The following is a 24,283-nucleotide window of genomic DNA, read 5'->3' as shown; positions in this document are numbered from 1 at the left end:
AAAATCAAAATTTCCTCCGTGTTATTTCAACATCTCCCATTATTTGTTGAATAAGCGATTGAACAGTTTGCATTTTGGCTAATCTCGGACTTTGTCCAGACCAAAGCGACATGTACTGAGTATTATTTTCAGCTGAAGCCTTTTTTCGAATGTCTTGGGTCAATGAATTTTGCACTGGAAATTCTGGCAAAAACGGTTCATGCTCTCTCATTTCCTCGATAAACTTGTTATTTATCCCACGTGCACATTTGCCAGAAAAAGCGCGGGTTAACACCATTTCATCTTCATGCGCTTTAACAATCGCCTTTTTATATACGGGATGTGCCCCGCTTTCGATACAAGTTAAAAATGCCGTTCCAATTTGAACAGCCTGTGCTCCTAAGCAGAATGCCGCAAGTAGTCCTCTTCCATCGGCTATTCCGCCTGCTGCAATAACAGGAAGGCCAACATTATCGACAACTTGTGGAATAAGCGACATCAAACCAACTAAGCTTTCCTCCTCCCCTTTAATGAAATTCCCACGATGTCCACCAGCCTCACTGCCTTGAACAACCACGAAATCCATCCCAATTTTCTCAATTGCAATAGCTTCTTGAACCGTTGTTGCTGTACCGATTAGACGAACATTTTTTGCTTTAAGTATTTCAATCATTTCTGGAGAAGGAAGCCCAAAGGTAAACGAGCAAACTGGGATATTTTCCTCCAGCAACACCTTAATTTGTTCAGCGAATTCGGCAAGACTGCTCTCTTGATTTGGCAAGTTATAGTTTTTCGTTTCAGCTAAACCTAGTTGATTCCGAATCGGTTGTAGTAGCTTATTAGAATGATTGACATCATTTTCTGATACTTTAAAATCATTCGGAACAAATAAATTTACCCCAAATGGATGAGAGGTTAATCTTTTCACCTCACGAATTTGGTCCCGTAATTGTTCCGAACTCATATATCCTGCCCCGATAAACCCTAATCCTCCGCCATTTGATACTGCCGCGACCAACTGAGATGTAGTAATTCCACCAGCCATCGGGGCCTGAATAATTGGAAATTGAATATTTAAAAGTTTGGTTAATTCGTTTTCAATCATATGCTCAGCCTCAATTCTAGAATTTTTATATCCTTGTAACCATTTCTTGATGAGACAAGCATTTCCCTTTTTTTGGATTGGAAATATAAATAATTAATATCGTGAATCGTCCAATAAATAAATTTATTTAGATTGGTGGGGTCTATTTCTTTTGAGGTTCATATATTTATTATGAAGGATTTTTACTTTGCATTTTTTTGTACAACATACTAAACGAAATAGGTGAGAGAACATGTATGCTGTTCATTTTTTTGATAACAAAAACCTTGTATTATGCCAGCTTCTTAATCGATTCCCATCAGTAGGTGACGATATAAAAATTAAAGGTCGGAAAGGGAAGGTCTCAAGTGTTTTGAGTATTAGTGAAAAAGTGATTCATATCAAAGTAACTTTTGAAACAGTAAAAAAAAGCAATGTTATCGTCGATCAATCCAAAAAGAAAAGACGTTAAAAACATGTGCAAAGATACATTTACAACATGTAAACACAAAGAGAGCGCACTATTATCAGTAGTCTAATAGTGCGCTATTTCTATTCTTTTTAAGATATTTGTTCATTTAAGATGGACAATCCACACAGGTTGTTGTTAACTTTCCATTGTTATCAACGGTCAATAGCCAACATGTTTTGTTTGGTGCAGTCAAAATAATTCCATTTCCAGCACCGAGGAATGCAAGATTGTTTTTCGGCTGGATTTTAATATTTCCATCCAATCGATTTTCAAGTTCGCCAATGAGATTAATTTTTTCGGAACCAGTGTTACCCAGCTGGGTGTTTTCGTTCACGATTAACGAACCATCAATAACTAAATTTCCTGAAACAAAGCCTTGCCCGTTAATATTAACTGTATCGGAAGGGCCAGTTCCAAATTGGGTGTTCCCATGAACCTCTAGTCCTTCTAGTTGTGTCCCACCTGACACAGACAAGCCACCGTTTATTTTCACTGTATTGCTTGATTTATTACCTAGAATCGTATTTCCGCTGACGACTAAATCACCCTGAACGGATTCATTTCCCGATACGATTAACGTATCTGATGGGGAATTACCCAGCTGTGTATTCCCATTTACCGTTAAGTTCCCCTGAACGGATTCATTTCCAGCAACGTTCACTGTATCCGTTAGCAACCTTCCTAATTGAGTGTTTCCGTTCACTGTCAAATTTCCAGCTATTTGTACAGTATCAATAATTGATGTACCTAATTGGGTATTACCACTTACAGATAAATTCCCGGTAACTCTAACTGAATTTATAGCTGAACTCCCCAATTGTGCATTTCCATTGACGGCTAAATTTCCTTGAACTGTTTCATTTCCGGTAATTGTTACAATGTTCGTCGATAAATTTCCTAATTGTGTCTTTCCATCAACCGTGAGATCACCTGTAACTGTAACTTGATCAAAAGTAGGCATTTGAACCATCCTCCTTATATGCATTCATATTCCCAATCTTTGTACGATGTACGTGTAAACCCGTTTTTTTCCATAAAATAAAAACGAGCCCTACTGAAAGAGCTCGTGACCGTACCATTACAATTTATTTTGCTTCTGCTTTTTCTAGGGCTTTTCGAACATCGATAAGCCCTTTGCCATATTCAATATCATTTCCTTTAATACCTAAATCATAAGCCGTACTTTTAATAATGCTCATTACTTGTTTATTTGAAAGCTTCGGATTAGCTGAACGAACCAATCCCGCAAGTCCTGCAACGTGTGGTGCCGCCATTGAAGTCCCCGACAGTGCAGCATATTGCTGATTAAAGTACGTACTTGGTATTTGCACACCTGGTGCAGTCACATCAATATAATTTCCATAGTTTGAAAAAGTAGCTCTCTTGCCTGAAGAATCAACTGCAGAAACAGCCAGTACCTCTGGATAGGAAGCCGGTAGCTTGGTTGTTTTGAATTATCATTTCCAGCCGCAACAATCATAACAACATTTTTTTTATAAGCATAATCAACCGCCTGTTTCATTAGTGCTGATGGCTGATAATTCCCTAAGCTTAAGTTAATAACATCAGCACCATGGTCAGTTGCCCAAATTATGCCTTTAGCTATGTCAAACGTTGTTCCATAGCCCTTTGCCTCCATCGCTTTGATGGGCATGATTTTATTAAACCACGTGATGCCTGCAACACCTTGCTCGTTATTTGTCTCAGAGGCGATAATTCCAGCAACATGGGTGCCGTGTCCATTATCATCATCTGGATAATGGTTGTTTTCAAGCACGTTATACCCTTCGATTAAGCGATTTTTAAGATCAGGATGATTTAAATCGACTCCAGTATCCACGACTGCAATCGTAATATCCTCTTTCCCCGCGTTACATCCCAGCCAACCTCTGTCCGTATAGCTGGCAAGTTCCATTGATACTGCTCTTGATAAAGCAAATCGTTGGGACCTGTTTCATTTTGTAAATAAAGGTAGTTAGGTTCGGCAAATTCAACGTTATCTTTGTTCTTAAAATATTGAATCAGTTCATCGGTATTCATATTTCCTGAGAGAAACACAATCGTGGAATCTAAGTTCTTCAAAACCCTGCCTTGAATTTCCTGTGTTATTTGATTCAATTGTGCTTGCGTAGGATGTTGTTTAAATTTTACCGTCACTTCATTTTTATTAAAATGGCTTTCATTTGTTTTTGTGTGTTTGATTAAATGGACCGACGGATCGTTTCGCAAATGCCCTTTGATTGTCTCTCCCATTGCAATGCTGTTGACCTTCATTAGATGTGATTGAGTCCCTACATTTTGGAGCTTGGTTGTCTTATATAAAAATCGACTACTTTGGTCATTATTCACCTGTTGAATGGAATTGCGCTGACTTTGCTTTATCCCATTGTAGGAAATAACGCTAATTAGAATGATCGCTATTGCACTTAATACCCTTACGGACCTCTTTATTTTCCTCATAATGCCACTCCTTACAGATCATTATCCTTATCTTTTTTCAAAACAAGGAGAAATATCCAAGGAAAATTAGGTCATTTGACCACTTTGCGGTTCTCAAGCTACGTTTTGGTCAATGATAGAAGCTCTCTATCGTCCATTTTTACGATTCTCAAGCTCCGTTTTGGTCAATAGGAGCTCTCTATCGTCCACTTTCGCGATTCTCTAGCTACGTTTTGGTCAATAGCAGAAGCTCTTTATCGACCATTTTTACGATTCTCAAGCTCCGTTTTGGTCGATAGAAGCTCTCTATCGTCCATTTTTACGATTCTCAAGCTCCTTTTTGGTCAATAGAAGCTCTCTATCGTCCACTTTCGCGATTCTCTAGCTCCGTTTTGGTCAATAGAAGCTCTCTATCGTCCACTTTCGCTATTCTCTAGCTCCGTTTTGGTCAATAGAAGCCCTCTATCGTCCACTTTTGCGGTTCTCAAGCTCCGTTTTGGTCAATAGAAGCTCTCTATCGTCCATTTTTACGATTCTCAAGCTCCTTTTTGGTCAATAGAAGCTCTCTATCGTCCACTTTCGCGATTCTCTAGCTCCGTTTTGGTCAATAGAAGCTCTCTATCGTCCACTTTTGCGGTTCTCAAGCTACGTTTTGGTCAATAGATAAATTTAAAGCTAATCATCGTTTCATTTTGCAAGAAGTGTAACAATCTTGTCCTCAATGGCTTTTCCCTTCTCTTCATCAATTAAGTTGTTTAAAAGAAGCGAAAAAATCAACGTCTCCCCTGACTGCGTTTCAACATAACCGGATAGTGAACTAACTGTGGAAATCGTCCCGGTTTTCGCTTTAATTTTTCCTGCTAGCTGGGGGGACTTCATTCGTTTCCTTAACGTGCCGCCAATTTCTTTTGTTGTGTTCCCTGCGACTGGCAACGAATTAAGAAAGACAGGAAACCATTTTTCTTTTTGTGCAGCATATAACAGCTTTGAGATTTCATTTGCCGGTACAAGGTCAGCATGGGAAATTCCAGATCCGTCTCTTAACACTAATGTGTTTGGGTTCAAGCCGAATTTCTCCAACCTTTCGGCTAAAACCTCGAGACCTTTCTCCCAGCTCCCCTCCCCTTTCACCACTTTCCCCATTTCCTTTATTAAAATTTCAGCAATACCATTATTACTAAGTTTCATAAATGGACCCATCAATTCTGATAATGAAATCGAACGGTGGATTGATAAAAGTTGGGCACTTTTCGGTGTTGAACCCGTTTTCAGTTCTCCCAATACTTTGACACCATTATCGGCGAGCGCTTGATTTAAAAGCTCAATCGCATAATTGGTTGGTTCCCAAACGCCCACCCATTCCCTTTCCTGTGCAGCTTTCATTGGAATGGTGCCCTTAACGGTGACAGTATTCTCACCGTGTTCACGTTCATACGATAATTCTTTTTTTCCATCAGGTGATATCGTGACTGTTTGATTGTTGATCTTAACATAATTCGTGGGTGGAGTAAGACTTATTTTTCCAGGTTGGCCAATTGCGTTTCCTGATTGCATCTCGACAATGATTGTTCCTGCATCATAGTCACAATCTGGAGACACAGTTAATGCAGAAATTTGGGTACCGTAATAAGTCTGCTCATCACTCCAGGGTAAATCAAGGGAATAACGAACATCATCATACCAGGTATCATCCCCAATGAGGTGACCACTAATTTCTTTTATCCCTGCTTCCCGAACTTTTTTAGCCATTTCATCGATATCTTCCTTTAATAGCGTCGGATCACCTTTTCCTTTTAAATAAAGATTGCCGTTAAGCTTTCCTTTTTTTACTTTGCCACTTTTGAGGAGTTCGGTTTTAAACCGATAGTTTTCGCCAAGAACTGAAAGTGCGGCTGCACCCGTCAATAGTTTCAGATTTGATGCGGGTTTTAGGCGGACATCGCCATTTTGTTGATAGAGAACCTCCCCTGATGTCATTGAACGGATACTAATACCAACGATCGCACCTTGTAGATTGGGCTCTTGCTGAAGCAATGCGTCTAATTGACTGCCCATTTCTGTAATCGTTTGCCCAGATACATGGTGAAGGGTGGCTGATGCCGAACCAGCGAATAGTGGGATAAGAATACTGAGGATTAGTATTTTTTTGCGTAAAGGTTGAATCATTTGACGTCATTCCATTCCTGATCGTTTTAAAATAACATCTTTTCCTTTTTTTATAAAAATCATGCAGGAAGGGCATTATGAATTAGAATTGTATGATTACAGTCGATAAACACACACTAGTAAAAAATGAACAGAAAGGATGGAAGGAAAATGGATATGATTGATCCCAAAAATGCGAAGGCCGGTGATGAGGTGTTTGTACTTTATCATAATCCTCATACACCATCTGTCGTGAACATTAGACCTGCGGAAATTGTTCAGCATCCACACGATCCTGGCAGACTAGCTTTGTTTTTGAATGAATCCTTTCATCTGATCGAAGAGGATGATGCTCTTTACTCATCTGAAAGTGCCGCAGAACAAGCATTTTCGGAGCTGTATGAGGATTTATTTTGAAGGGCTACACCCTTACACATGACGGAACACGAAATAAAGGCGATTCGCATTAACTTATGTACGAATCGCCTTTATTCATTATTGATTACAAATCTAACTTTAATGCAACTGGGCAATGATCGCTTCCCATTACATCACAATGAATTTGTGAATCCAAAACAACATCCTTCAAGCGCTCAGACACTAAGAAATAGTCAATACGCCAGCCAATGTTCCGCTCACGGACCTTGTTCATATAAGACCACCAGGTGTACACATCTGCCTGATCTGGGTAAAGCTGACGATACGAATCGATAAACCCAGAGCCTAACAGCTCCGTCATTTTTGAGCGTTCCTCTGGTGTAAAGCCAGAATTTTTTATGTTCGATTTTGGATTTTTTAGATCGATTTCCTGATGGGCGACGTTCATATCACCGCACAGGATGACTGGTTTCTTAGAATCCAGTTCTAAAAGATAGTCTCGCAGACAGTCCTCCCACGTTAGACGATAATCTAAGCGTGCCAAATCCCGCTGAGAATTTGGGGTATAAATCGTGACAAAATAAAAGTGCTCAAATTCAAGTGTAATCGCTCTACCCTCAGAATCAAATTGGGGCTGATCTATTCCATACTTTACGGATAACGGTTCTTTTTTTGAGAAAACTGCAGTTCCAGAATACCCCTTTTTCTCGGCAGAATTCCAATACTGAAAATATCCATCTATTTCTAATTTAATTTGCTCAGGCTGACATTTCGTTTCCTGAATGCAAAATATATCTGCATCAGCAGAATGAAAATAATCTAAAAAGCCTTTGCCAACACAGGCTCTAATCCCGTTAACGTTCCAGGAAATGAGTTTCATAATTCTATCTTCCCCTTGCTGTCTAATCTAATATCACATTCTACCTTTTTTATGGGGATTTGTCTCTAAATGAAACTTGTAAAAACAGAAACTGCCCTCCCTGATTGGAAGGACAGCTCATTACTAATTATTATTTAATTTTGTGAAACTAAAAGTTTCTCATCGACTATTTCTTCGTTGCGAATCGTTGCTTGAGCAGCAGCTAAACGGGCAAGTGGCACACGATATGGGGAGCAGCTTACATAATCCAATCCTGCTCTGTAGCAGAAATCGATTGATGATTTTTCTCCACCATGCTCACCGCATATACCTGTTTTTAAGTTTGGTTTAGTTTGACGTCCTAGCTTAACACCTGTTTCAACGAGCTTACCAACGCCTTCTTGGTCAAGAACTTCAAACGGATTCTCAGGAAGCACTTTATTCTCTACATAGGCTTGTAGGAATTTCCCTTCGGCATCATCTCGGCTAAAACCGAATGTTGTTTGCGTTAAGTCATTTGTTCCAAATGAGAAGAAATCAGCTTCCTCTGCAATTTGGTCTGCAGTTAATGCTGCGCGAGGGATTTCAATCATTGTTCCAATGATATAGTCTAGCTCAACAGCCGTTTCCTCCTGGACTGCAACCGCGGCATCAATGACAAGCTGGCGCATTTCCTTTAATTCGTTTACATGGCCAACAAGCGGAATCATTATTTCTGGTTTAACAGTAATTCCTTTGCCCGCGAGCTTAGCTACAGCGTAGAAAATCGCTTTCGCTTGCATTTCATAGATTTCCGGGTGAATCATCCCTAAACGGCAACCGCGGAGACCAAGCATTGGGTTAAACTCATCAAGCTGACGAACTTTCTTTAACAGGACTTCCTTTTCCTTTAATTCCGCTGAGCCTGGGTCTGTGATTTGCAGCTTCGTTACGTCCACAAGCAGCTCTTCTTTATCAGGAAGGAACTCATGTAATGGAGGATCCAATAAACGAATGGTTACCGGAAGTCCTTCCATGGCTTCAAAGATTCCTTCAAAATCTCCCTGTTGCATCGGTAGCAATTGATCGAGCGCAACCTTCCGCTCATCAAATGTGGTTGCCAGGATCATTTTTTGGACGATTGGAATTCGCTTAATATCCATAAACATATGCTCTGTGCGACATAAGCCGATTCCACCTGCACCAAACTCAAACGCTTTTTTCGCATCTTCTGGATTATCAGCATTTGCTCGAACACCTAGATTACGTACCTCATCGGCCCATTGTAATAATTGTTGGAACTCGACAGACAGTTCAGGATCAATCATTGGAATTTCCCCGAGCATGATTTCTCCTGTTCCCCCATCAATTGTAATCACATCACCGTATTGAACAACAAGTTCGCCAACACTAAATTGTTTTTCTTTTAAATCAATTTTTAGCGCATCACAACCGCATATACAAGCTTTCCCCATACCCCTTGCTACTACTGCAGCATGACTTGTCATACCGCCGCGGCTTGTAACAACCGCTTGAGCAGCTACAATTCCGTGAATATCATCTGGTGTTGTTTCAGGACGTACTAGAATGACCTTTTTCCCATCATTTGTTAAGCTTTCCGCTTCGTCTGCATCAAATACCACTTGGCCTGTAGCAGCCCCTGGAGAAGCCGGAAGACCTTTGGCGATTTGCTTTCGATCATATGAATCATCAATACGACGGTGTAATAATTGGTTTAACTGGTCAGGATCTACCCGCAGCAGTGCTGTTTTCTTATCGATAATTCCTTCTTTTTCCATCTCAACAGCTATTCTGATCGCTGCTTGAGCTGTTCTTTTACCTGTACGAGTTTGTAAAATGTACAGCTTTCCTTTTTCCACCGTGAATTCGATATCCTGCATATCCTTGTAGTGCATTTCGAGCTGACGACATGTGTCAGCAAATTGCTGATACACTCCTGGCATTTCTGATTGTAATGTATGGATCGGATTCGGTGTACGAATTCCTGCTACTACGTCTTCCCCTGAGCATTGATGAGGTATTCACCATAAAGGACATGCTCTCCAGTGGATGGGTTACGAGTAAAGGCTACACCAGTGCCACAATCATTGCCCATATTACCGAATACCATGCTCTGGATGTTAACGGCAGTACCTAAGTGCCCTGGTATTTTATGAAGACGACGATACACAATCGCTCGTTGGTTATTCCAAGAATCGAAAACTGAATTAATGGATAGGAAAAGCTGTTCCTTTGGATCCTGCGGGAACGCATGCTTCGTCCGTTTTTTCACGATATCTTTATAGCCCTGGATCACGATTTTCCAGTCCTCTGCCGTTAATTCAGGGTCAGAGCTATAGCCTTTTTCCTCGCGATATTCTTCTAATAATTGCTCAAAGAAATAAACGTCTACTTCCAGCACAACATCTGAGAACATTTGAATAAAACGGCGATATGAATCATAAGCAAAGCGAGGATTATTTGTTAATTTTGCCATCCCTTCAACCGTTTCATCATTCATACCTAGATTCAGAACGGTGTCCATCATTCCAGGCATTGAGAAAACAGCGCCTGAGCGAACGGAGACTAAGAGCGGATTCGCAGGATCCCCAAGTCGTTTGCCTGTTTTTTCTTCCAGGCGTGAAAGTGCTTCCAGAATTTGCATCTCCACATCGATCGAAATCTTTTTCCCTGCATCGTAATATGCATTACATGCCTCTGTGGAAATGGTAAAGCCAAAAGGAACAGGTAGGCCAATCCTCGTCATTTCAGCGAGGTTTGCTCCTTTTCCTCCTAATAGTTCCTTCATTTCACTATGCCCTTCATTAAACAGATAAACGAATTTTTTCATTTTACGAACTCCTCTCTCTTTTTAGCACGTCTAAAATGTAATCTGCTGTTTCTTCTACTGCTTTGTTTGATACATTGATGACAGGACAGCCAATCCGTTTCATAATCTTTTCTGCGTAATCTAATTCTTCGAGTATTCTCTCATAACTTGCATAATTAGCTTTTGAGGTTAAGCCTAGATTTTTCAGTCGCTCCGTTCGAATCGCATTTAGGTGATCTGGTGAAATAATCAGACCTACACATTTATTTCTTGGAACGGTAAACAACTCATCCGGTGGCCCGACCTCAGGCACAAGTGGAACATTCGCCACCTTATAACGCTTATGAGCCAAATACATCGACAATGGTGTTTTTGATGTTCGTGACACCCCTACCAGGACGATGTCGGCGCGTAGAATTCCGCGAGGATCGCGCCCATCATCATACTTCACCGCAAATTCAATTGCTTCAATTTTTCGGAAATAGTCATCATCTAATTTCCTCATTAATTTTGGTTGATGGTTAGGATTCTTATGGAATTTTTGAATAAAAGCATCCATCAACGGATTGAGCAAATCTACAGCGAGAATACCCTCTTCCTTTGACCTGCGATCCATGTATTCCTTTAATGTTGGGATGACAATGGTATAAGCAATAATCGAATTTGTTCTACCTGCTATCGTTAAAATATCCTCGATATCTTCAAAGTCCTCCACATATGGATTTCTTTTTAGCTCAACATTCCCGCCATTAAATTGTGTAGCAACTGCTTTAACAACCAATTCAGCAGTTTCTCCAACCGAGTCAGAGACTACATAAACAATTTCTTTATGCTCCAAAATCGCTCAACCTTCCTATGTCCAATTTAATGACCGCCCATTTCGATAAATGCTTTTACAATCGTTGTTTTGGTTATCCTGCCAATCACCTTATAAAGGTGAGCATCAGGATCAATCTCTAAAACAACAGGCAACGAATCTATATGGTAGTCAATCATTTTTTTTGCAGCATCGAGGAGGGTTGAATCCGGTTTAATCGTTATGATATTAGGCATTCTTGTCATGATAACACTCACCGGTAATTCCTGAAGGTTCCGATTACCTATCGAGGCTCTCAGGAGATCCTTTCTAGAAATTACTCCGGCTAGATGCCCATTTTGATTGACTGCATAAAGCGTTCCGACATCCTTTAAGAAAATCTGTACAATTGCATCATAGACGGATACAGATTTTTTTACGACAATAGGATGCGCCTTATATTCACTTACAAAATGATTTGAAAACCAGTCTTTAATTTGATCTAACTCGGGGCCTTTATAATAATAGCCAACTCGCGGCCTAGCCTCTAAATTTCCGACCATTGTTAAGATCGCCAAATCCGGACGCAAAGTTGCTCTCGTTAAGGAAAGCTTCTGAGCAATTTCTTTTCCAGAATCGGCCCTTCATCTTTTACAATTTGCAGGATTTCCTCTTGCCGTTTTGTAAGTTTTATGAGTTCCACCACCCTCCAACCGAGAAAATAAGTTAATTATGATACACATATAAGATTAACTCCATAAATGTGTTATACGATTAATATATAGTATATTACATTTCGATTCAATTGGAATTATTAATTCATTTTTTAACGATTTGTGACAAATATAAGAATTGAGGGTTTCGAAATGTTCACAAGCAATAATATCCGACAAAATTCATCGTACTTTAGCAAAAAGAAAAATCATGATATGATAAAGAAACGATTATTTAGAAAGAATTGGAGTGTCATTTTAATGAGTGTACATAAAGCGATCTCAAAGCATGTCAGTGGACAAAATCATATTCTTAGTGAGTATGTAACATTAGATCAACAACGGGAGGCGTTTATTGACGAGGCCTGTACGTTATGCAAGGAAGGCAAGCCATTTAATACTGATAAAATCAATGCAGTGACTGAAAAAATGAATCTATTATCAAAAAAGATTGAAAATCTCCCGGAACGTCAATATGTAACAGGACAAATGGTCCAAGAATATGTAAATAAATAATTTGAAATAAGGCTGACTCCTCAAGTTGGAGTCAGCCTTATTTCAAAAGCGTCTTTTTGGCAATCACTGCGAGCTCCAGTTTTTCGATTGCTTGGCAATATTCATGTTCAATCTCCCCATCCATTTCTTCATCCTTATAAATGAATTCCTCTACTATTTTCCAATCACGAAACCAATCTCCTTTTTCTGCCGGTTCGTGTGTCACATCCTTCCAAGCATAGCTCAGCTCAGGGCTATACAACCTAGGTGCCCCTTGTTTAATCGTACATGAGCTTATTCGTATTTTATCTATTTTACCTGGAACCCCTTCCTTAACAGGATGAAAAAGCATTGGCCAATAATCGGCTCGTGAACCAGGTGTGGGGTTGATGGTTCGCCCACGACAAAATATTTTGCCTCCGATTTTTATCTCTAAAAAGAAGTGTGTATAATCTTTTTCCCAGATAAATTCGATCATGTAAGGTTGAAAATTGTCCTAGTGTCTCGCCTACGAGTTTGATTTTCCCATTATACTGATACGGAAAAAGGAGATGAGTAAAAGAAAATAGCTCCTGTAATAAAAATTCCAATGTATTCAATACCTTGTTTTGATATTCAGGATTTTGAACGACCCGCTTCTCTATATAGGATTGTTCATTGATAATGAGGGCATTCGTTAAAAGGGTTGGATCATGATAATTGTGGAAGTGGTTCCATATCGTTTCCATAAAGGTGGAAACATGAAATCGCGATAAAAGATTAAACAGTGGTTTCCCTCTTTTCAAGCTCTCCTCGTATAATAATAATTGAGGATAGGCATCCTGAAAAATTAACCAATTACTACGTTCTAAAAATAAAAAGAATGAAGTTCTCTCTTTTTCTGATATTAATTCTGTGAGAAAATCTCCTTTTAAATCAGTCATATTCCAACCGCCATTACGAGAGACCATATGAGCAAGGAACGCCCAATGAATTTCCGGATGATTTTTATAGAAATCTAGATACGCCTTTGTTCTAGTCACATTGTTGCGATTACATCTGCTCAATTGTTTATCTATTTTTTCTACGAGTAACCTTTCTTCCTGGGATAGTGATTCTTGTGGGAGAGTTAATGTTGGGTGCTTTTTACTTTTCATCATTAACTCCTCTTTAATCGTCTGTAACGATGCAGGTAGCTTTGGTGTTCCTTTTTTCTGAAAAAACATCCTCCTGCATCTCCCCTTCCTGTTATCCACGCCCTTCTAATTTGATCATTACAGAAAAAACTCGCAATGAAGGGAGAGGTCACAGATACGTATATGATTATTTTATTAAGAACACTTGAAATACATGATGAAGAGTTGATTACAAAAAAACCAATTCCACCCTCTCGATTGAGCTTGGAATTGGTTTTTACGCTATTACTCTATTAAATTAAATTTAACCCGTTATCCCGCAATCGGAAGATGATCCCTGGTGATAATCGGCTCGCGGATATTTTTCATAATTAAGAAGAGTGTATAGATTGCTAAGAGATTAAACACTGGAAATATCGTCATCTCAGCAGCGCTCATTTCAACACCAGCGATCGCCTGGCCGATAATCATCGCTGTTAATGCACTTAATAGCGTGATCATTTTCACCATTAATACAGATGTCAAAAGAAAGCCAAACGGTTTTCTCTTAAGGAGCAACACCGCACCAAGCATAGAAACCGGAACGATAATCCCTAAATCAATTCCTTGGATTACCAGGGTAGTATAATGCTCTAATCCAAGTGTGGGTTCTCCGTTAAACAGTGGTGGAATGATTCGTCCAAGCCACATTAAACCAACAACCACACTTAAAGACCCAAGTATCCCACTTATGAAAATAACCTGGTAACTTTATACTAAATGAATCGGATAACACGTTAAGATCAAATGACATCATTGCCAGCACAAAGGCGAACAAGCTTAATGACATTAGTGCAACAAACAGCAAAAAGAAGGGATTATACATGGCTACAAACGTATAAACAGCATATGTGTACAAGAAATACCCCAATGTTCCAGTTAGGAGCAATCTTCCTTTAAGTGAATTTTTTCGGGCTAAATTCAAGGAAAACAATAATAATGGAATGCCCAAACATAATGTGACGACATCCTGCGCCCTAGCTTGAACAGCCATGGCAACACTATCATTTTGATACAAGCCTTTCCCGTAAATAGAAACTGTTAGCCCTTCAATATTGGTGAAAGTATGCTCTCCAGGTCCTGCGTTTGCGAAAACCCCATATGCCGATGCCAGCAAGGCTAAACATGCAATACAGATTACTAACACACTAATATGTTTCTTGAACTTCACTTGTGAGACCCCCTTCTCCATTCTCCCTCATTCAAACTTGACTATGAGGCATGGTTAAATTGATCTGCAAATCTATTAATAGACTCCACATTGAAAGTCGAATGATCTCTGGCGACTCCGGCCACCTTTTTCACAATTATTCTTTCGATAAGGTTCATATCAGCAAAGATAAATTCTCCGCCAAATAAGCCCTCTGATTTGGCAATCGCGCGTAAATCAGCTGGAAATGCATTTTCAAATTGTGCTCTCGCTTCGTCTCCCTCACGATAGCAACATAAGAAAAAACCCAGTTTCTTATTTATTAATTGATTGTGATTTTTATTGATAAATTGTTTAACCTTGCGTTGAATATTTCCTGCATGAATCGACCCACCAACAATTACGGCATCATAATAAGTTAAATCCGGGTCTTTCTGCTTACTTAAATCGACCATTTCTACAAACCCATCTAGTCTCTCTGCAAGGATCCCTGCTGCTCTTGCTGTTGTTCCATGAGAGGAACAATAAACAATTAAACTATTCATCGAAAGCCCTCCTTTTGTAAAAATAAAAAGCTTTGTTAAACTTGACTGTTGATTTCCGCTACGGGTGCTTCGCTCCAATCAACACTGCAAAGAATCAACATTCTTCTTTACAAAGCCAAATAAAAAAAGCCAGCTCAAACATAACACTTATGTCGAAAGCCGGATGTATTTGAAGATTGAGCCTGTTTTACCTCTTTTGAAAATAGATGAAACTCTTACTATTATCATAGTTGATTTCTGTGATTTTACCTTTCAAAATATCGAAAATTTATTGAATTATGTAGAATTTACTAACTTTTCCTAATTTCTGAAATAATAATTATAAAAAAAAGCCATCGTAATGATGGCTTTTTCCGTGTGTTCGAATTACTTTGGTACAGGGGTTGGTGTTGGTGTACCATAATCTGCGTATTTTTCTGTTATATATTTGTTAATATCTTTTAATTCTTTTCCATCCTGATACATTTCAGTCGCCTCACGGGCGATCTCTACACAAATGTCTCAAGATACACCCATTGCATCCCATTCCGTTACTGCGTTATCAGAATTCATACTATCAACGAAACAATCCAAATTACTGATATGTCCGTCCGTTTCATTACAACCACAATAACAAGGGACAGATGCTAATGCTTCAGGGTAAGTAGCAGCCATTATATAGGTTTCTTGAATCATATCAGAAGTATTAAGCACAAAATCAGGTAATTCTTTATGCTTAGAATCTAAAGTTAATTCATCTTTAGAGCCACACCCAGCTAAAATCAAAATAAATACGAAGCTGCAAATAGCAAAGAGTTTCCTTTTCTTCATGGAGTTCACCTCAAATGTGTTAGTACAAGCGTTGTCTTTATTTTAACAAGGAAATGATGTTAGAAATCTTATTAATCGTTAAGGTTTGGTGACAAATATATACAGCATCATTCCATTAACCACTTTTGCCAAAACCTGTGAATAATATAAGCAATAAAGCATAATGAATCATTAGCTTAACTTATTCACTTATAACAATGATTTATCCAGTTGATCATAGTAACGAGCTAATTCAACAATCATCGCGCCCATTCGTTCAAATTCAGGCGCAACCAACCGCTCAATTCCTTCTTCGCGAATACTCTCTGCAGTTATTTTGCCTACCGCTACAGCTAGAGCATCTTGATTAAATCTCTTCACAATGTCCTCTATGTACCCATGTTCCTTCGCATACTCAAACAGAAACCGAACTTGAACAGCGGTTGTAAAACAAACTGCATTTACTCTGCCTTCAAGTAATTCTTGACACAATTGTTCAACTGTATCCGTTTGTGGTGGAGTATGTAAATAAGGTAAAATTTGCTGAACGATCGCACCATTTGTTTCCAGAAAACGAATCAATGCTGGTGCCGCTTCGCCATGAAGCTGAACTAATACTCTTTTTCCAGTGAAATCATATTTTTCTAGGGAGCGCACGAGCCCTCTATTCGTTCCATCATCGTCCACTGCAACAGGTGCAATTTCTAAATTTTTCAAAACAGCTAACGTCTTATAGCCTCGTGCACCGATTTTAGCTTCTTTAAATCGATTAAGGAGTTTCTCCTTGATTCCAAGTTTATCAGCTAAATCAATTAAACTAGTTGTACCAATTCCAGTTGTTAAAATAACCCAGTCCGCACCTTCTTCCACAAAACGGCGCAAATCAACCTCTACTTCCTTCTCTGCAAAAAATACAGTACCTTGTAATGGTCGTATTACGGCCATTCCACCTTGTTTTTCAATTAGAGCACTGATTTCCTCTAATTTGCGGCTTCCGGCTATTGCGATTGTTTTTCCAGTTAAAGCTTGACCCATCAGAGCATTCCCCTTTTCAAAAATTTTGCCTTTTTTACTACCTTACCAAAAAATTAGGTGAAAAACTATGGTGACAAGGATTCACATTGATAATGAGACATAAAATTGTTCTTTAAATGCAAATTTATTTCTCATAATGGTAGCTAGCAGTTATAATATGTTCTTATGTAGCTTTGGGAGGTTATAAAATGAATAGTAGAATATTTGTCATGGTTAGCATTGTCCTAGCCATGCTTGTCGCATCCATTGATTCAACCATTATGAATACTACGATGCCGATCATTGCTGAAGAATTAGGAAGATTTGATCTTTATGCATGGTCATTTGCCTCGTATATGATCGCAAGTACAATCCTTTCTCCTGTTGCTGGAAGATTGTCTGATTTGTTTGGAAGAAAAAAAGTCTTTAGTGCTGGTATTATTTTATTTTTACTAGGTTCGTTGCTTTGTGGATTATCTGATAACATGGTTCAATTAGTCATCTTCCGTGCCTTTCAAGGAATAGGAGCAGGCTTTATGATGCCATTTCCCGCCATTATCGCTGGCGATTTATTTCCACCAGAAAAGCGTGGAAAAATTCAAGCGCTGTTTACGGCTATGTGGGGACTCTCAGCCATTTTAGCACCACTTTTGGGAGCTTTTTTTGTTGAATTCATGACGTGGAGATGGATTTTTTACGTCAATATACCTGTTTGTCTGATTGCCTTTTTAACACTAATGCCATATAAAGAGGTATATCAGCCCAAAAAAGCGAATATCGATTATGTTGGTGCATTCCTTTTCGGTGCGGCCGTAACTCTCCTTCTACTTGTTACGGTTGTTGAGAAACATCGCCTTTTTTACGCAGTATTGGGAACACTGCTGATGATCATATTTTATCTTTTTGAGAAAAAACATAAGTCACCAATCATCCCTATCTCGATGTTTAAAAATAAGACTATTTCTTGGATCAATATCAACTCGTTTATCGGCTGTGTGGCATTGTTTGGTACCTCTAGTTTTGTACCATTATTTTTACAGGACGTGGCTAAATTATCATTATTTTTAAGCGGTGCAGCCTTACTCGGTGTAGCAATCGGTTGGATGATCGTTTCAGTCCCAGCAGGTGTTTGGATTTCTAAATATGGTTATCGGATGCTACTGATAATCGGAAATGCCCTTTTGTTATTGTCAGGGGTATTACTCGTATTATTAAACGAACAACACGGATTTTGGTATATTCTGTTCATTATGATTATTCAAGGCTTGGCCTATGGGTTAATTAGTACAGTTGGCTTGATCGGTGTTCAGCAGCTTGTCGGTACACATGAAAAAGGAATTTCAACATCATTTTTTATGTTTAGTCGAAACATGGGAACAGCGATTGGTGTCACCATTATGGGTGCATTGTTAAATGGCTCAGAAACGTTTATGGGAGGAATTCATAACCTGTTCTTGTTTGGATTTATCGGTAGTATTCTTTCTCTTGGCACAGCATTTCTCATTTGGGATCAGCGTGCTATTGATAATATCACACTCAAGACACAAGCAGAGTAGGTTAAGGATTAGAAAAAGGTGGTTTCCGAAGAGGAACCACCTTTTCATTCGTTTATTTAACCCTACTTTTTTTGGAATTCCCCTTGTTGAACGACTACGCCACATTCTTCCTCTAACGGCTGAATGACTGCAGACATGTCTAAATCCCCCAAACCTTTGTCCATCGCGTCTTTAAAGGATTCCTCCGCGTGTTGACCTAAAAATCGAGTCAGCCCCGTCTCAGCAAACAGTTGATTAGCAAGAACGACATCTTTATGGACATATTTCACCGCCCCACCTGGTGTAAATTGCCGACTAAGTACAAACCCATCCATATGGCGACGGAGCATTTTACTATCACCATAGCTTACCTTTAATAATTGATAAAGTTGGTCAGAATCAAGCCCTAAACTAGTACCCGCAACCATCGCTTCAGAGGCTGCCACAGAATGAACAGCTACGAGATATTGGTTGATCAATTTGGCAATCGATCCTGCACCAGACGATCCAAGATGAACAATTGTCTCACCGAGAATCTCAAATAGCTTTGAAGTCTTATCAAAATCTTCTTTCTTCCCTCCAACCATAATCGTTAAAGAGCCCAGCTCAACCCCTTCAGGTCCCCCGCTAACAGGTGCATCTAAATATCCTACACCAAACCTGTCCGCTTCCTTAGCCATCATCCTGCTTGTTTCGACATCTATGGTTGTAAAGTCCACACAAACAGCATCTCGTTTGGCATTTTGAAAAATTCCATTTACACCAAGATAAACATTCTCAACATCCTTTGGCATCGGTAGGCACGTACAAACAATATCCGCTTCACCTGCTAATGATGCAATATCATCCTTCGCAGTTGCCCCCCTTTCAATTAAGGGTATTAACTTTTCAGGAGTTCGATTGTAAACGACTACCTCGTGCCCCGCATCTAAAAGCTTCATAACCATTCTACTTCCCATTACACCTGTGCCAATAAACCCAATTTTCATGTTTTAGCAACTCCTTCAAAACGATGTACCCAGCCAAAGCTGTCCTCACTTTTACCGATAGGGGTGTATTCTAACCCGATATATCCACGATAACCTAGCCTTCGTACTTCACTTATCACATTCTGATAATTAATTTCTCCTGTTCCTGGTTCATGGCGACCGGGAACATCAGCGACCTGAATATGACCTATTCGATCTAAAAATCGCTCAAAGTTTACCAGCAGATTACCATGAAGCCTTTGTATATGGTAAAAATCAAACTGAAGCATGAGATTAGACAGTTCAAGTTCGTCCAAAACCTTGGCAGCTTCACCAATATTGTGTAAAAAATACCATGGCATATCGGCATGATTAATAGGTTCAATCAACAACGTTATCTGTTCACGGGCCATTTCCAAGGCAGCGTATTTCAGATTCTCTAAATAAACCTGACGTGCCTGCTCACGGTTCATATCGGAAGTAAGCACTCCGGCCAAGCAATGAATTTTTTCCACCCCAAGCGCACGCGCATATTCGATTCCTTTTTGCACGGATTCTTTGAATTCTGGTATTCTATCTGAAAAGATAGCCATTCCTCGATCACCTTGTTCCCAATTCCCTGGTGGCAGATTAATTAAAACGAGAGTTAATCCAGTCTCTATTAGCTGGGCCTCAATGGCACGAATTGGAACATCGTAAGGAAATTGGCATTCAACATATTTAAAACCCGCTTCCTTTGCCTTTTTAAATCGTTCTAAAAACGGAACCTCAGTAAATATCGTTGATAAATTGACGGAAAATGGTTTCATAAACTGTCCCCCGTAAGTGTATGTAAGTGTTTCCCATAAACAAAATGAAACCAATGTATTCCGATAATTAAAGGAACACATTGGCTCTGTTAAAAAAGATTAACGAACTTGCTCGGCTAAAAATTTCGCTTTAGCTTCTTGACGGCGACGGTGTAGGATTGGCTCAGTATAGCCGCTCGGTTGGTCATAGCCTAAGAAAATGAGATCAGAAGCAGCTTGGAAGGCAACTGAATCATTGAAATTAGGAGCCATCGGACGGTAAGCAGCATCACCGGCATTTTGCTCATCTACGACCTTAGCCATGCGCTCGAGCGTCTCAATCACTTGTTCTTTCGTGCAAATACCATGGTGTAACCAGTTTGCGATATGCTGACTGGAAATCCGAAGTGTTGCACGGTCTTCCATTAACCCGATATTGTTAATATCAGGTACCTTTGAGCATCCTACTCCTTGTTCAACCCAACGAACAACATAGCCAAGAATCCCTTGCGCATTATTATCGAGCTCAGCTTGGATTTCTTCTGGTGCCCAGTTTGGATTTTTTGCAACTGGAACCTGTAAAATTCCATCAACTAAATCAGTTGAATCCTTTTTCAAGCCATTTTGAACTTCTACTGCATCTATAAGATGATAGTGTGTCGCATGCAAGGTTGCAGCCGTTGGTGATGGTACCCACGCTGTATTAGCACCAGCTTTTAAATGACCAATTTTTTGTTGAAGCATATCCGCCATCAAGTCTGGCATCGCCCACATTCCTTTTCCGATTTGGGCATGACCTTGGAGACCGCAATCAAGTCCAGCAAACACATTTGATTTTTCATAAGATGCAAGCCATTCCGAGGTTTTCATATCACCTTTGCGAATCATTGGGCCTGCTTCCATCGAAGTGTGCATTTCATCACCAGTTCGATCTAAGAAACCAGTATTGATAAATGCGATTCTCTCTTTTACTTCACGAATACATGCTTTTAGGTTTAAGGATGTACGTCGCTCTTCATCCATTACACCAATTTTTAATGTGTTTGGTTTCAAGCCAATTAATTCTTCGATTCTAGTAAATAGCTTGTTGGCAAATGCCGCTTCTTGTGAACCATGCATTTTTGGTTTTACAATGTAGATTGAACCCTTAGCTGAGTTTTTGTACTTGCTGTTGCCAATTATTTCATGCTTCGCTATTAAGCTCGTTATCACTCCATCAAGAATTCCCTCTGGAATCTCATTACCAGCTCCATCTAAAATCGCATTATTTGTCATTAAATGACCTACATTACGGATAAACATAAGGGAGCGTCCCGATAATGTTAGAGTCCCGCCACCAATTGCTTGGTATTGTCGGTCAGGATTTAAAGAACGTATTAACTCCTTGCTGCCTTTATAAAAGTTTGCAGTTAAATCGCTTTTGATAAGACCTAACCAGTTTTGGTAAACCTCAACTTTATCGTCTGCATCAACAGCAGCAACGGAATCTTCACAGTCCATAATCGTCGTAATAGCTGATTCCAGGATAATATCCTTTACACCTGCAGAATCTGTGCTGCCAATAGGATGATTACGGTCAATTTGAATTTCTAAATGCATACGGTTATTTTTTAATAGAATTGAAGATGGCTCACTTAGCTCACCTAAATAACCTACTAGTTTAGAAGCATCCTTTAGTCCAACCGTTTTGCCGCTTTCTAACGTAACCGCCAATTCATTCTCAATGATCGCATATTTGATAGCTTCTTTATGTGAGCCATTGGATAGTGGGATGGCTTTATCAAGGAAGTCTTTACCATATGCAATAACTTGAGCACCACGAACTGGATTATAGCCTTTTCCACGCTCAGCTCCATTTTCTTCGCTGATTGCATCCGTACCATACAGTGCATCATAAAGACTGCCCCAACGAGCATTGGCCGCATTGATTGCATAACGAGCATTATTAATTGGCACAACAAGCTGTGGTCCACCTTGTAATGCCACCTCATCATCGATATTCGTTGTATCGATTGTAAATTCCTCTGGTTTCGGTTCTAGATACCCGATTTCTCGCAAAAATGCTTTATAATTAGTAAATTCATAGTCACCTTTATTTTCTAGGTGCCATGAATTAATTTTCCGTTGTAATTCGTCACGACGAGCTAAAAGTGCTTTATTCTCGGGAGAAAGTTCATTGATTAATGCTTCAAAGCCTGTCCAAAAAGAATCTTGTTCCACTCCGCTTCCTGGTAAAACCTCTTTGTTTACAAAATCATAAAGTACAGATGCGATTTTCAAATCGCCTTTTTCAATGTAGTTCGTCATGGTCATTTCCTACCTTTCAAAAATAAAAATACTTTTCTGTAAACTTGATGAATTAAGCATGATTAGACAACAACTAATCATTTTATTCTCTCTTGTGGATTGTGTTCTACCCCTAATAGATCCTTTTTGATCGAGTTTAAATATTCTCTCTGTAACCGCTTAATTCCTTCTTGTTATAAAACAGATTTAACAATTTAATTAATATTGTAACAGAGAAAGATACACATTAAAAGTAGGGTTATTGAATTTTTAAAATTTTCTATTTTTTATCAAGTGCATTTGTCGTTCTAATCGGGTATTTTAAAAAGGTGACTAAGGGTGCAGCCCCCTAGTCACCTTTTTAAAAGTCTTACTTAAATCGTGTACTGTGACAGTCGTCACAAATTGGAAACGTGAAATCCAGTGAAAGATTTCTCCCACAGCGTTTACATTTATTTTTATAGATTTTAGTGACTAAGGGTGCAGCCCCCTAGTCACCTTTTTAAAAGTCTTACTTAAATCGTGTACTGTGACAGTCGTCACAAATTGGAAACGTGAAATCCAGTGAAAGATTTCTCCCACAGCGTTTACATTTATTTTTATAGATTTTAATATCCTGTTTTAAATGTTCATGGATTTCATCACTGATCTCCTCGCGTACGATCTCCCAATAATGGGCTTCCGTTCGTTTATCTAACCGATAAAGAAATAAAAGATGAAGTCCTAACGCCTTGTATGTAAGCTCAAGGTCCTCAAGATTTTTTTTCTTCAGCAGCGGCTCTGGAAGTTCTTTTCCTTCTAGGATTGCATGAATCGTTTTTTTCCATTGCTGCTTTAAATCCATTTCTTTCGATGAAAACGGTAGATGGAGAAATCCATAAAGCTCCGTTAAAGGTAAACGTGCCTCTATCTCTGTTCCACGAACCATTTCGTATAGCTCACGTTCCTCCATCAACGATGCTTTTTTCGTTCCCTTTGGGCTTTCGAATTTATCCCAGAGTTCAAAAAAAGTACCGAGATCACGATAATACCTTTGAAATCGTTCAAATACAGCATTTGTCGGTGCTATTGCAAAGGAGAGGACAGGCTCATCCTCCATTTGCAGAAGCCGTTTCATTGAGCCAATGTTAGAAGTAAATGCCACTTTCCCAACGTCATATATGCCTTTCCTTCCAGCGCGTCCGGCGATTTGTTTAACTTCCTGTGAGCTCAATCGTCTTCTTCTTGTACCATCAAATTTTTCATTTTCTAAAAAGACAATCCGCCGTATTGGTAAATTCAATCCCATGCCAATTGCATCTGTAGAAACAATGGTTGTGGTCTCACCGTCATTAAAGCGTTGGATTTGCTTCTTTCTGGTTTCAGGTGGCATACTTCCATAAATCATACTGACTTTATGCTTCATACTTTGAAGTCTTGCCGCGGTTTCAAGAACCCTTCTCCGCGAAAAACACACTAAAGCATCACCTTTTTTAGTATGAGATAAACTAAATTCTTTCTTTTCGACCTCAAGGGGAATCTCACGCTTATATTCATGGATTTCAACACTCGAATCCCCTAATAATTGTAAAAGCATTTCTTTAATATTTCTGCTGCCAATGATGTGAACTTCATTCGCATTTGCTTTTGTAATGGCTTTGTACCAGGAAAAACCACGGTCTTTATCTGCTAGCATTTGCGCTTCATCAATGACAATCACATCAAAATGATCTTTTTCATAAAACATTTCAACAGTACAGGAAATGTGTGTCGCTCCTTCTGTCATTTTTTCTTCTTCACCGGTTTTTAACGAGCAAGGAACTCCATCTGCGTTTAATTTGTCGTAAACCTCAAGCGCTAATAATCGTAGCGGAGCAAGATACAATCCGCTTTGAGCTTCCTTCAT

At 39.3% G+C, this 24,283-nt stretch carries 19 protein-coding genes and 4 pseudogenes; 4 read left to right on the top strand and 19 right to left on the bottom strand.

All coding sequences use genetic code 11. The annotated features are described in order from the left end of the window. Positions 1-4 precede the first annotated feature (4 nt). Positions 5-1,084, bottom strand: coding sequence for an NAD(P)H-dependent flavin oxidoreductase (locus RGF10_RS10535; RefSeq protein WP_318508973.1), 1,080 nt, complete (start codon positions 1,082-1,084; stop codon positions 5-7). Positions 1,085-1,316: 232 nt separating this feature from the next. On the opposite strand from RGF10_RS10535, the gene RGF10_RS10530 reads away from it, so the two are divergent. Further along, entirely contained in the window at positions 1,317-1,535 is a 219-nt protein-coding gene (locus tag RGF10_RS10530) for a hypothetical protein (RefSeq protein WP_318508972.1), read from the top strand. A gap of 106 nt (positions 1,536-1,641) precedes the next feature. Here the strand turns inward: RGF10_RS10530 and RGF10_RS10525 are convergent, their stop codons facing one another. The 4 genes and pseudogenes from RGF10_RS10525 to dacB all read right to left on the bottom strand — a co-directional run bounded on the left by RGF10_RS10525 (position 1,642) and on the right by dacB (position 6,140). After that, positions 1,642-2,496, bottom strand: a complete 855-nt coding sequence (locus RGF10_RS10525; protein WP_318508971.1) for a hypothetical protein — start codon at positions 2,494-2,496, stop codon at positions 1,642-1,644. Between the two features lie 124 nt (positions 2,497-2,620). Then, a pseudogene (locus tag RGF10_RS10520) lies at positions 2,621-3,450 on the bottom strand (S8 family peptidase). Continuing rightward, positions 3,354-3,995, bottom strand: coding sequence for a S8 family serine peptidase (locus tag RGF10_RS10515; protein WP_318508970.1), 642 nt, complete (start codon positions 3,993-3,995; stop codon positions 3,354-3,356). Before RGF10_RS10515 ends, RGF10_RS10520 begins: the two are co-directional and overlap by 97 nt. Positions 3,996-4,661: 666 nt before the next feature. Then, positions 4,662-6,140, bottom strand: a complete 1,479-nt coding sequence (dacB, locus tag RGF10_RS10510) for a D-alanyl-D-alanine carboxypeptidase/D-alanyl-D-alanine endopeptidase (protein ID WP_318508969.1) — start codon at positions 6,138-6,140, stop codon at positions 4,662-4,664. Positions 6,141-6,290: 150 nt separating this feature from the next. Here dacB and RGF10_RS10505 point away from each other — a divergent pair, with 150 nt between their 5' ends. Next, positions 6,291-6,536 carry a transcriptional regulator SplA domain-containing protein gene (locus tag RGF10_RS10505; protein ID WP_318508968.1) on the top strand — a complete coding sequence of 82 codons (246 nt, stop codon included), beginning with the start codon at positions 6,291-6,293 and terminating at the stop codon, positions 6,534-6,536. A gap of 85 nt (positions 6,537-6,621) precedes the next feature. Here RGF10_RS10505 and RGF10_RS10500 read toward each other — a convergent pair whose 3' ends face one another. The 4 genes and pseudogenes from RGF10_RS10500 to RGF10_RS10485 form a co-directional block, all read right to left on the bottom strand. Beyond that, on the bottom strand, positions 6,622-7,377 hold the full coding sequence (locus RGF10_RS10500) for an exodeoxyribonuclease III (RefSeq protein WP_318508967.1): 756 nt from the start codon (positions 7,375-7,377) through the stop codon (positions 6,622-6,624). A 134-nt stretch (positions 7,378-7,511) separates the two neighbouring features. Further along, positions 7,512-10,186, bottom strand: a pseudogene (gene ppdK, locus RGF10_RS10495) (pyruvate, phosphate dikinase). A gap of 1 nt (position 10,187) precedes the next feature. Continuing rightward, entirely contained in the window at positions 10,188-11,003 is an 816-nt protein-coding gene (locus tag RGF10_RS10490; RefSeq protein ID WP_318508966.1) for a pyruvate, water dikinase regulatory protein, read from the bottom strand. Between the two features lie 26 nt (positions 11,004-11,029). Then, positions 11,030-11,664: pseudogene (locus RGF10_RS10485) on the bottom strand (helix-turn-helix transcriptional regulator). A 271-nt stretch (positions 11,665-11,935) separates the two neighbouring features. On the opposite strand from RGF10_RS10485, the gene RGF10_RS10480 reads away from it, so the two are divergent. After that, complete coding sequence (locus RGF10_RS10480; RefSeq protein WP_318508965.1) at positions 11,936-12,190, top strand: YpbS family protein; 255 nt, start codon at positions 11,936-11,938, stop codon at positions 12,188-12,190. A 37-nt stretch (positions 12,191-12,227) separates the two neighbouring features. On the opposite strand, the pseudogene RGF10_RS10475 reads toward RGF10_RS10480, so the two are convergent. From RGF10_RS10475 to RGF10_RS10450, 6 genes and pseudogenes are all read right to left on the bottom strand, one after another. Then, positions 12,228-13,374: pseudogene (locus RGF10_RS10475) on the bottom strand (DUF2515 domain-containing protein). Positions 13,375-13,596: 222 nt separating this feature from the next. Then, on the bottom strand, positions 13,597-13,974 hold the full coding sequence (locus tag RGF10_RS10470) for a hypothetical protein (RefSeq protein ID WP_318508964.1): 378 nt from the start codon (positions 13,972-13,974) through the stop codon (positions 13,597-13,599). Continuing rightward, positions 13,940-14,494, bottom strand: a complete 555-nt coding sequence (locus tag RGF10_RS10465; RefSeq protein WP_318508963.1) for a hypothetical protein — start codon at positions 14,492-14,494, stop codon at positions 13,940-13,942. Before RGF10_RS10465 ends, RGF10_RS10470 begins: the two co-directional genes overlap by 35 nt. 41 nt (positions 14,495-14,535) lie before the next feature. Next, entirely contained in the window at positions 14,536-15,018 is a 483-nt protein-coding gene (locus RGF10_RS10460; protein WP_318508962.1) for a flavodoxin domain-containing protein, read from the bottom strand. A 366-nt stretch (positions 15,019-15,384) separates the two neighbouring features. Then, positions 15,385-15,828 carry a PCYCGC motif-containing (lipo)protein gene (locus RGF10_RS10455; protein ID WP_318508961.1) on the bottom strand — a complete coding sequence of 148 codons (444 nt, stop codon included), beginning with the start codon at positions 15,826-15,828 and terminating at the stop codon, positions 15,385-15,387. Between the two features lie 189 nt (positions 15,829-16,017). Continuing rightward, positions 16,018-16,842, bottom strand: coding sequence for a uroporphyrinogen-III synthase (locus RGF10_RS10450; protein WP_318508960.1), 825 nt, complete (start codon positions 16,840-16,842; stop codon positions 16,018-16,020). Between the two features lie 188 nt (positions 16,843-17,030). On the opposite strand from RGF10_RS10450, the gene RGF10_RS10445 reads away from it, so the two are divergent. Next, positions 17,031-18,377, top strand: coding sequence for an MFS transporter (locus RGF10_RS10445; protein WP_318508959.1), 1,347 nt, complete (start codon positions 17,031-17,033; stop codon positions 18,375-18,377). 62 nt (positions 18,378-18,439) lie between these two features. Here the strand turns inward: RGF10_RS10445 and RGF10_RS10440 are convergent, their stop codons facing one another. The 4 genes from RGF10_RS10440 to RGF10_RS10425 form a co-directional block, all read right to left on the bottom strand. Then, on the bottom strand, positions 18,440-19,345 hold the full coding sequence (locus RGF10_RS10440) for an NAD(P)-dependent oxidoreductase (protein WP_318508958.1): 906 nt from the start codon (positions 19,343-19,345) through the stop codon (positions 18,440-18,442). After that, on the bottom strand, positions 19,342-20,133 hold the full coding sequence (locus tag RGF10_RS10435) for a hydroxypyruvate isomerase family protein (RefSeq protein WP_318508957.1): 792 nt from the start codon (positions 20,131-20,133) through the stop codon (positions 19,342-19,344). Before RGF10_RS10435 ends, RGF10_RS10440 begins: the two co-directional genes overlap by 4 nt. A gap of 99 nt (positions 20,134-20,232) precedes the next feature. Beyond that, on the bottom strand, positions 20,233-22,419 hold the full coding sequence (locus tag RGF10_RS10430) for a malate synthase G (protein ID WP_318508956.1): 2,187 nt from the start codon (positions 22,417-22,419) through the stop codon (positions 20,233-20,235). 490 nt (positions 22,420-22,909) lie between these two features. Continuing rightward, positions 22,910-24,283 (bottom strand): DEAD/DEAH box helicase, encoded by a 1,374-nt coding sequence (locus RGF10_RS10425; RefSeq protein WP_412176696.1) that lies wholly within the window; start codon positions 24,281-24,283, stop codon positions 22,910-22,912.

It is taken from the genome of Bacillus sp. T3, from assembly GCF_033449965.1.
GTDB lineage: Bacteria > Bacillota > Bacilli > Bacillales > Cytobacillaceae > Bacillus_BU.
The sequence above is the reverse complement of the archived record's forward strand: the minus strand, read 5'-3'. Positions and strand labels throughout refer to the sequence as shown.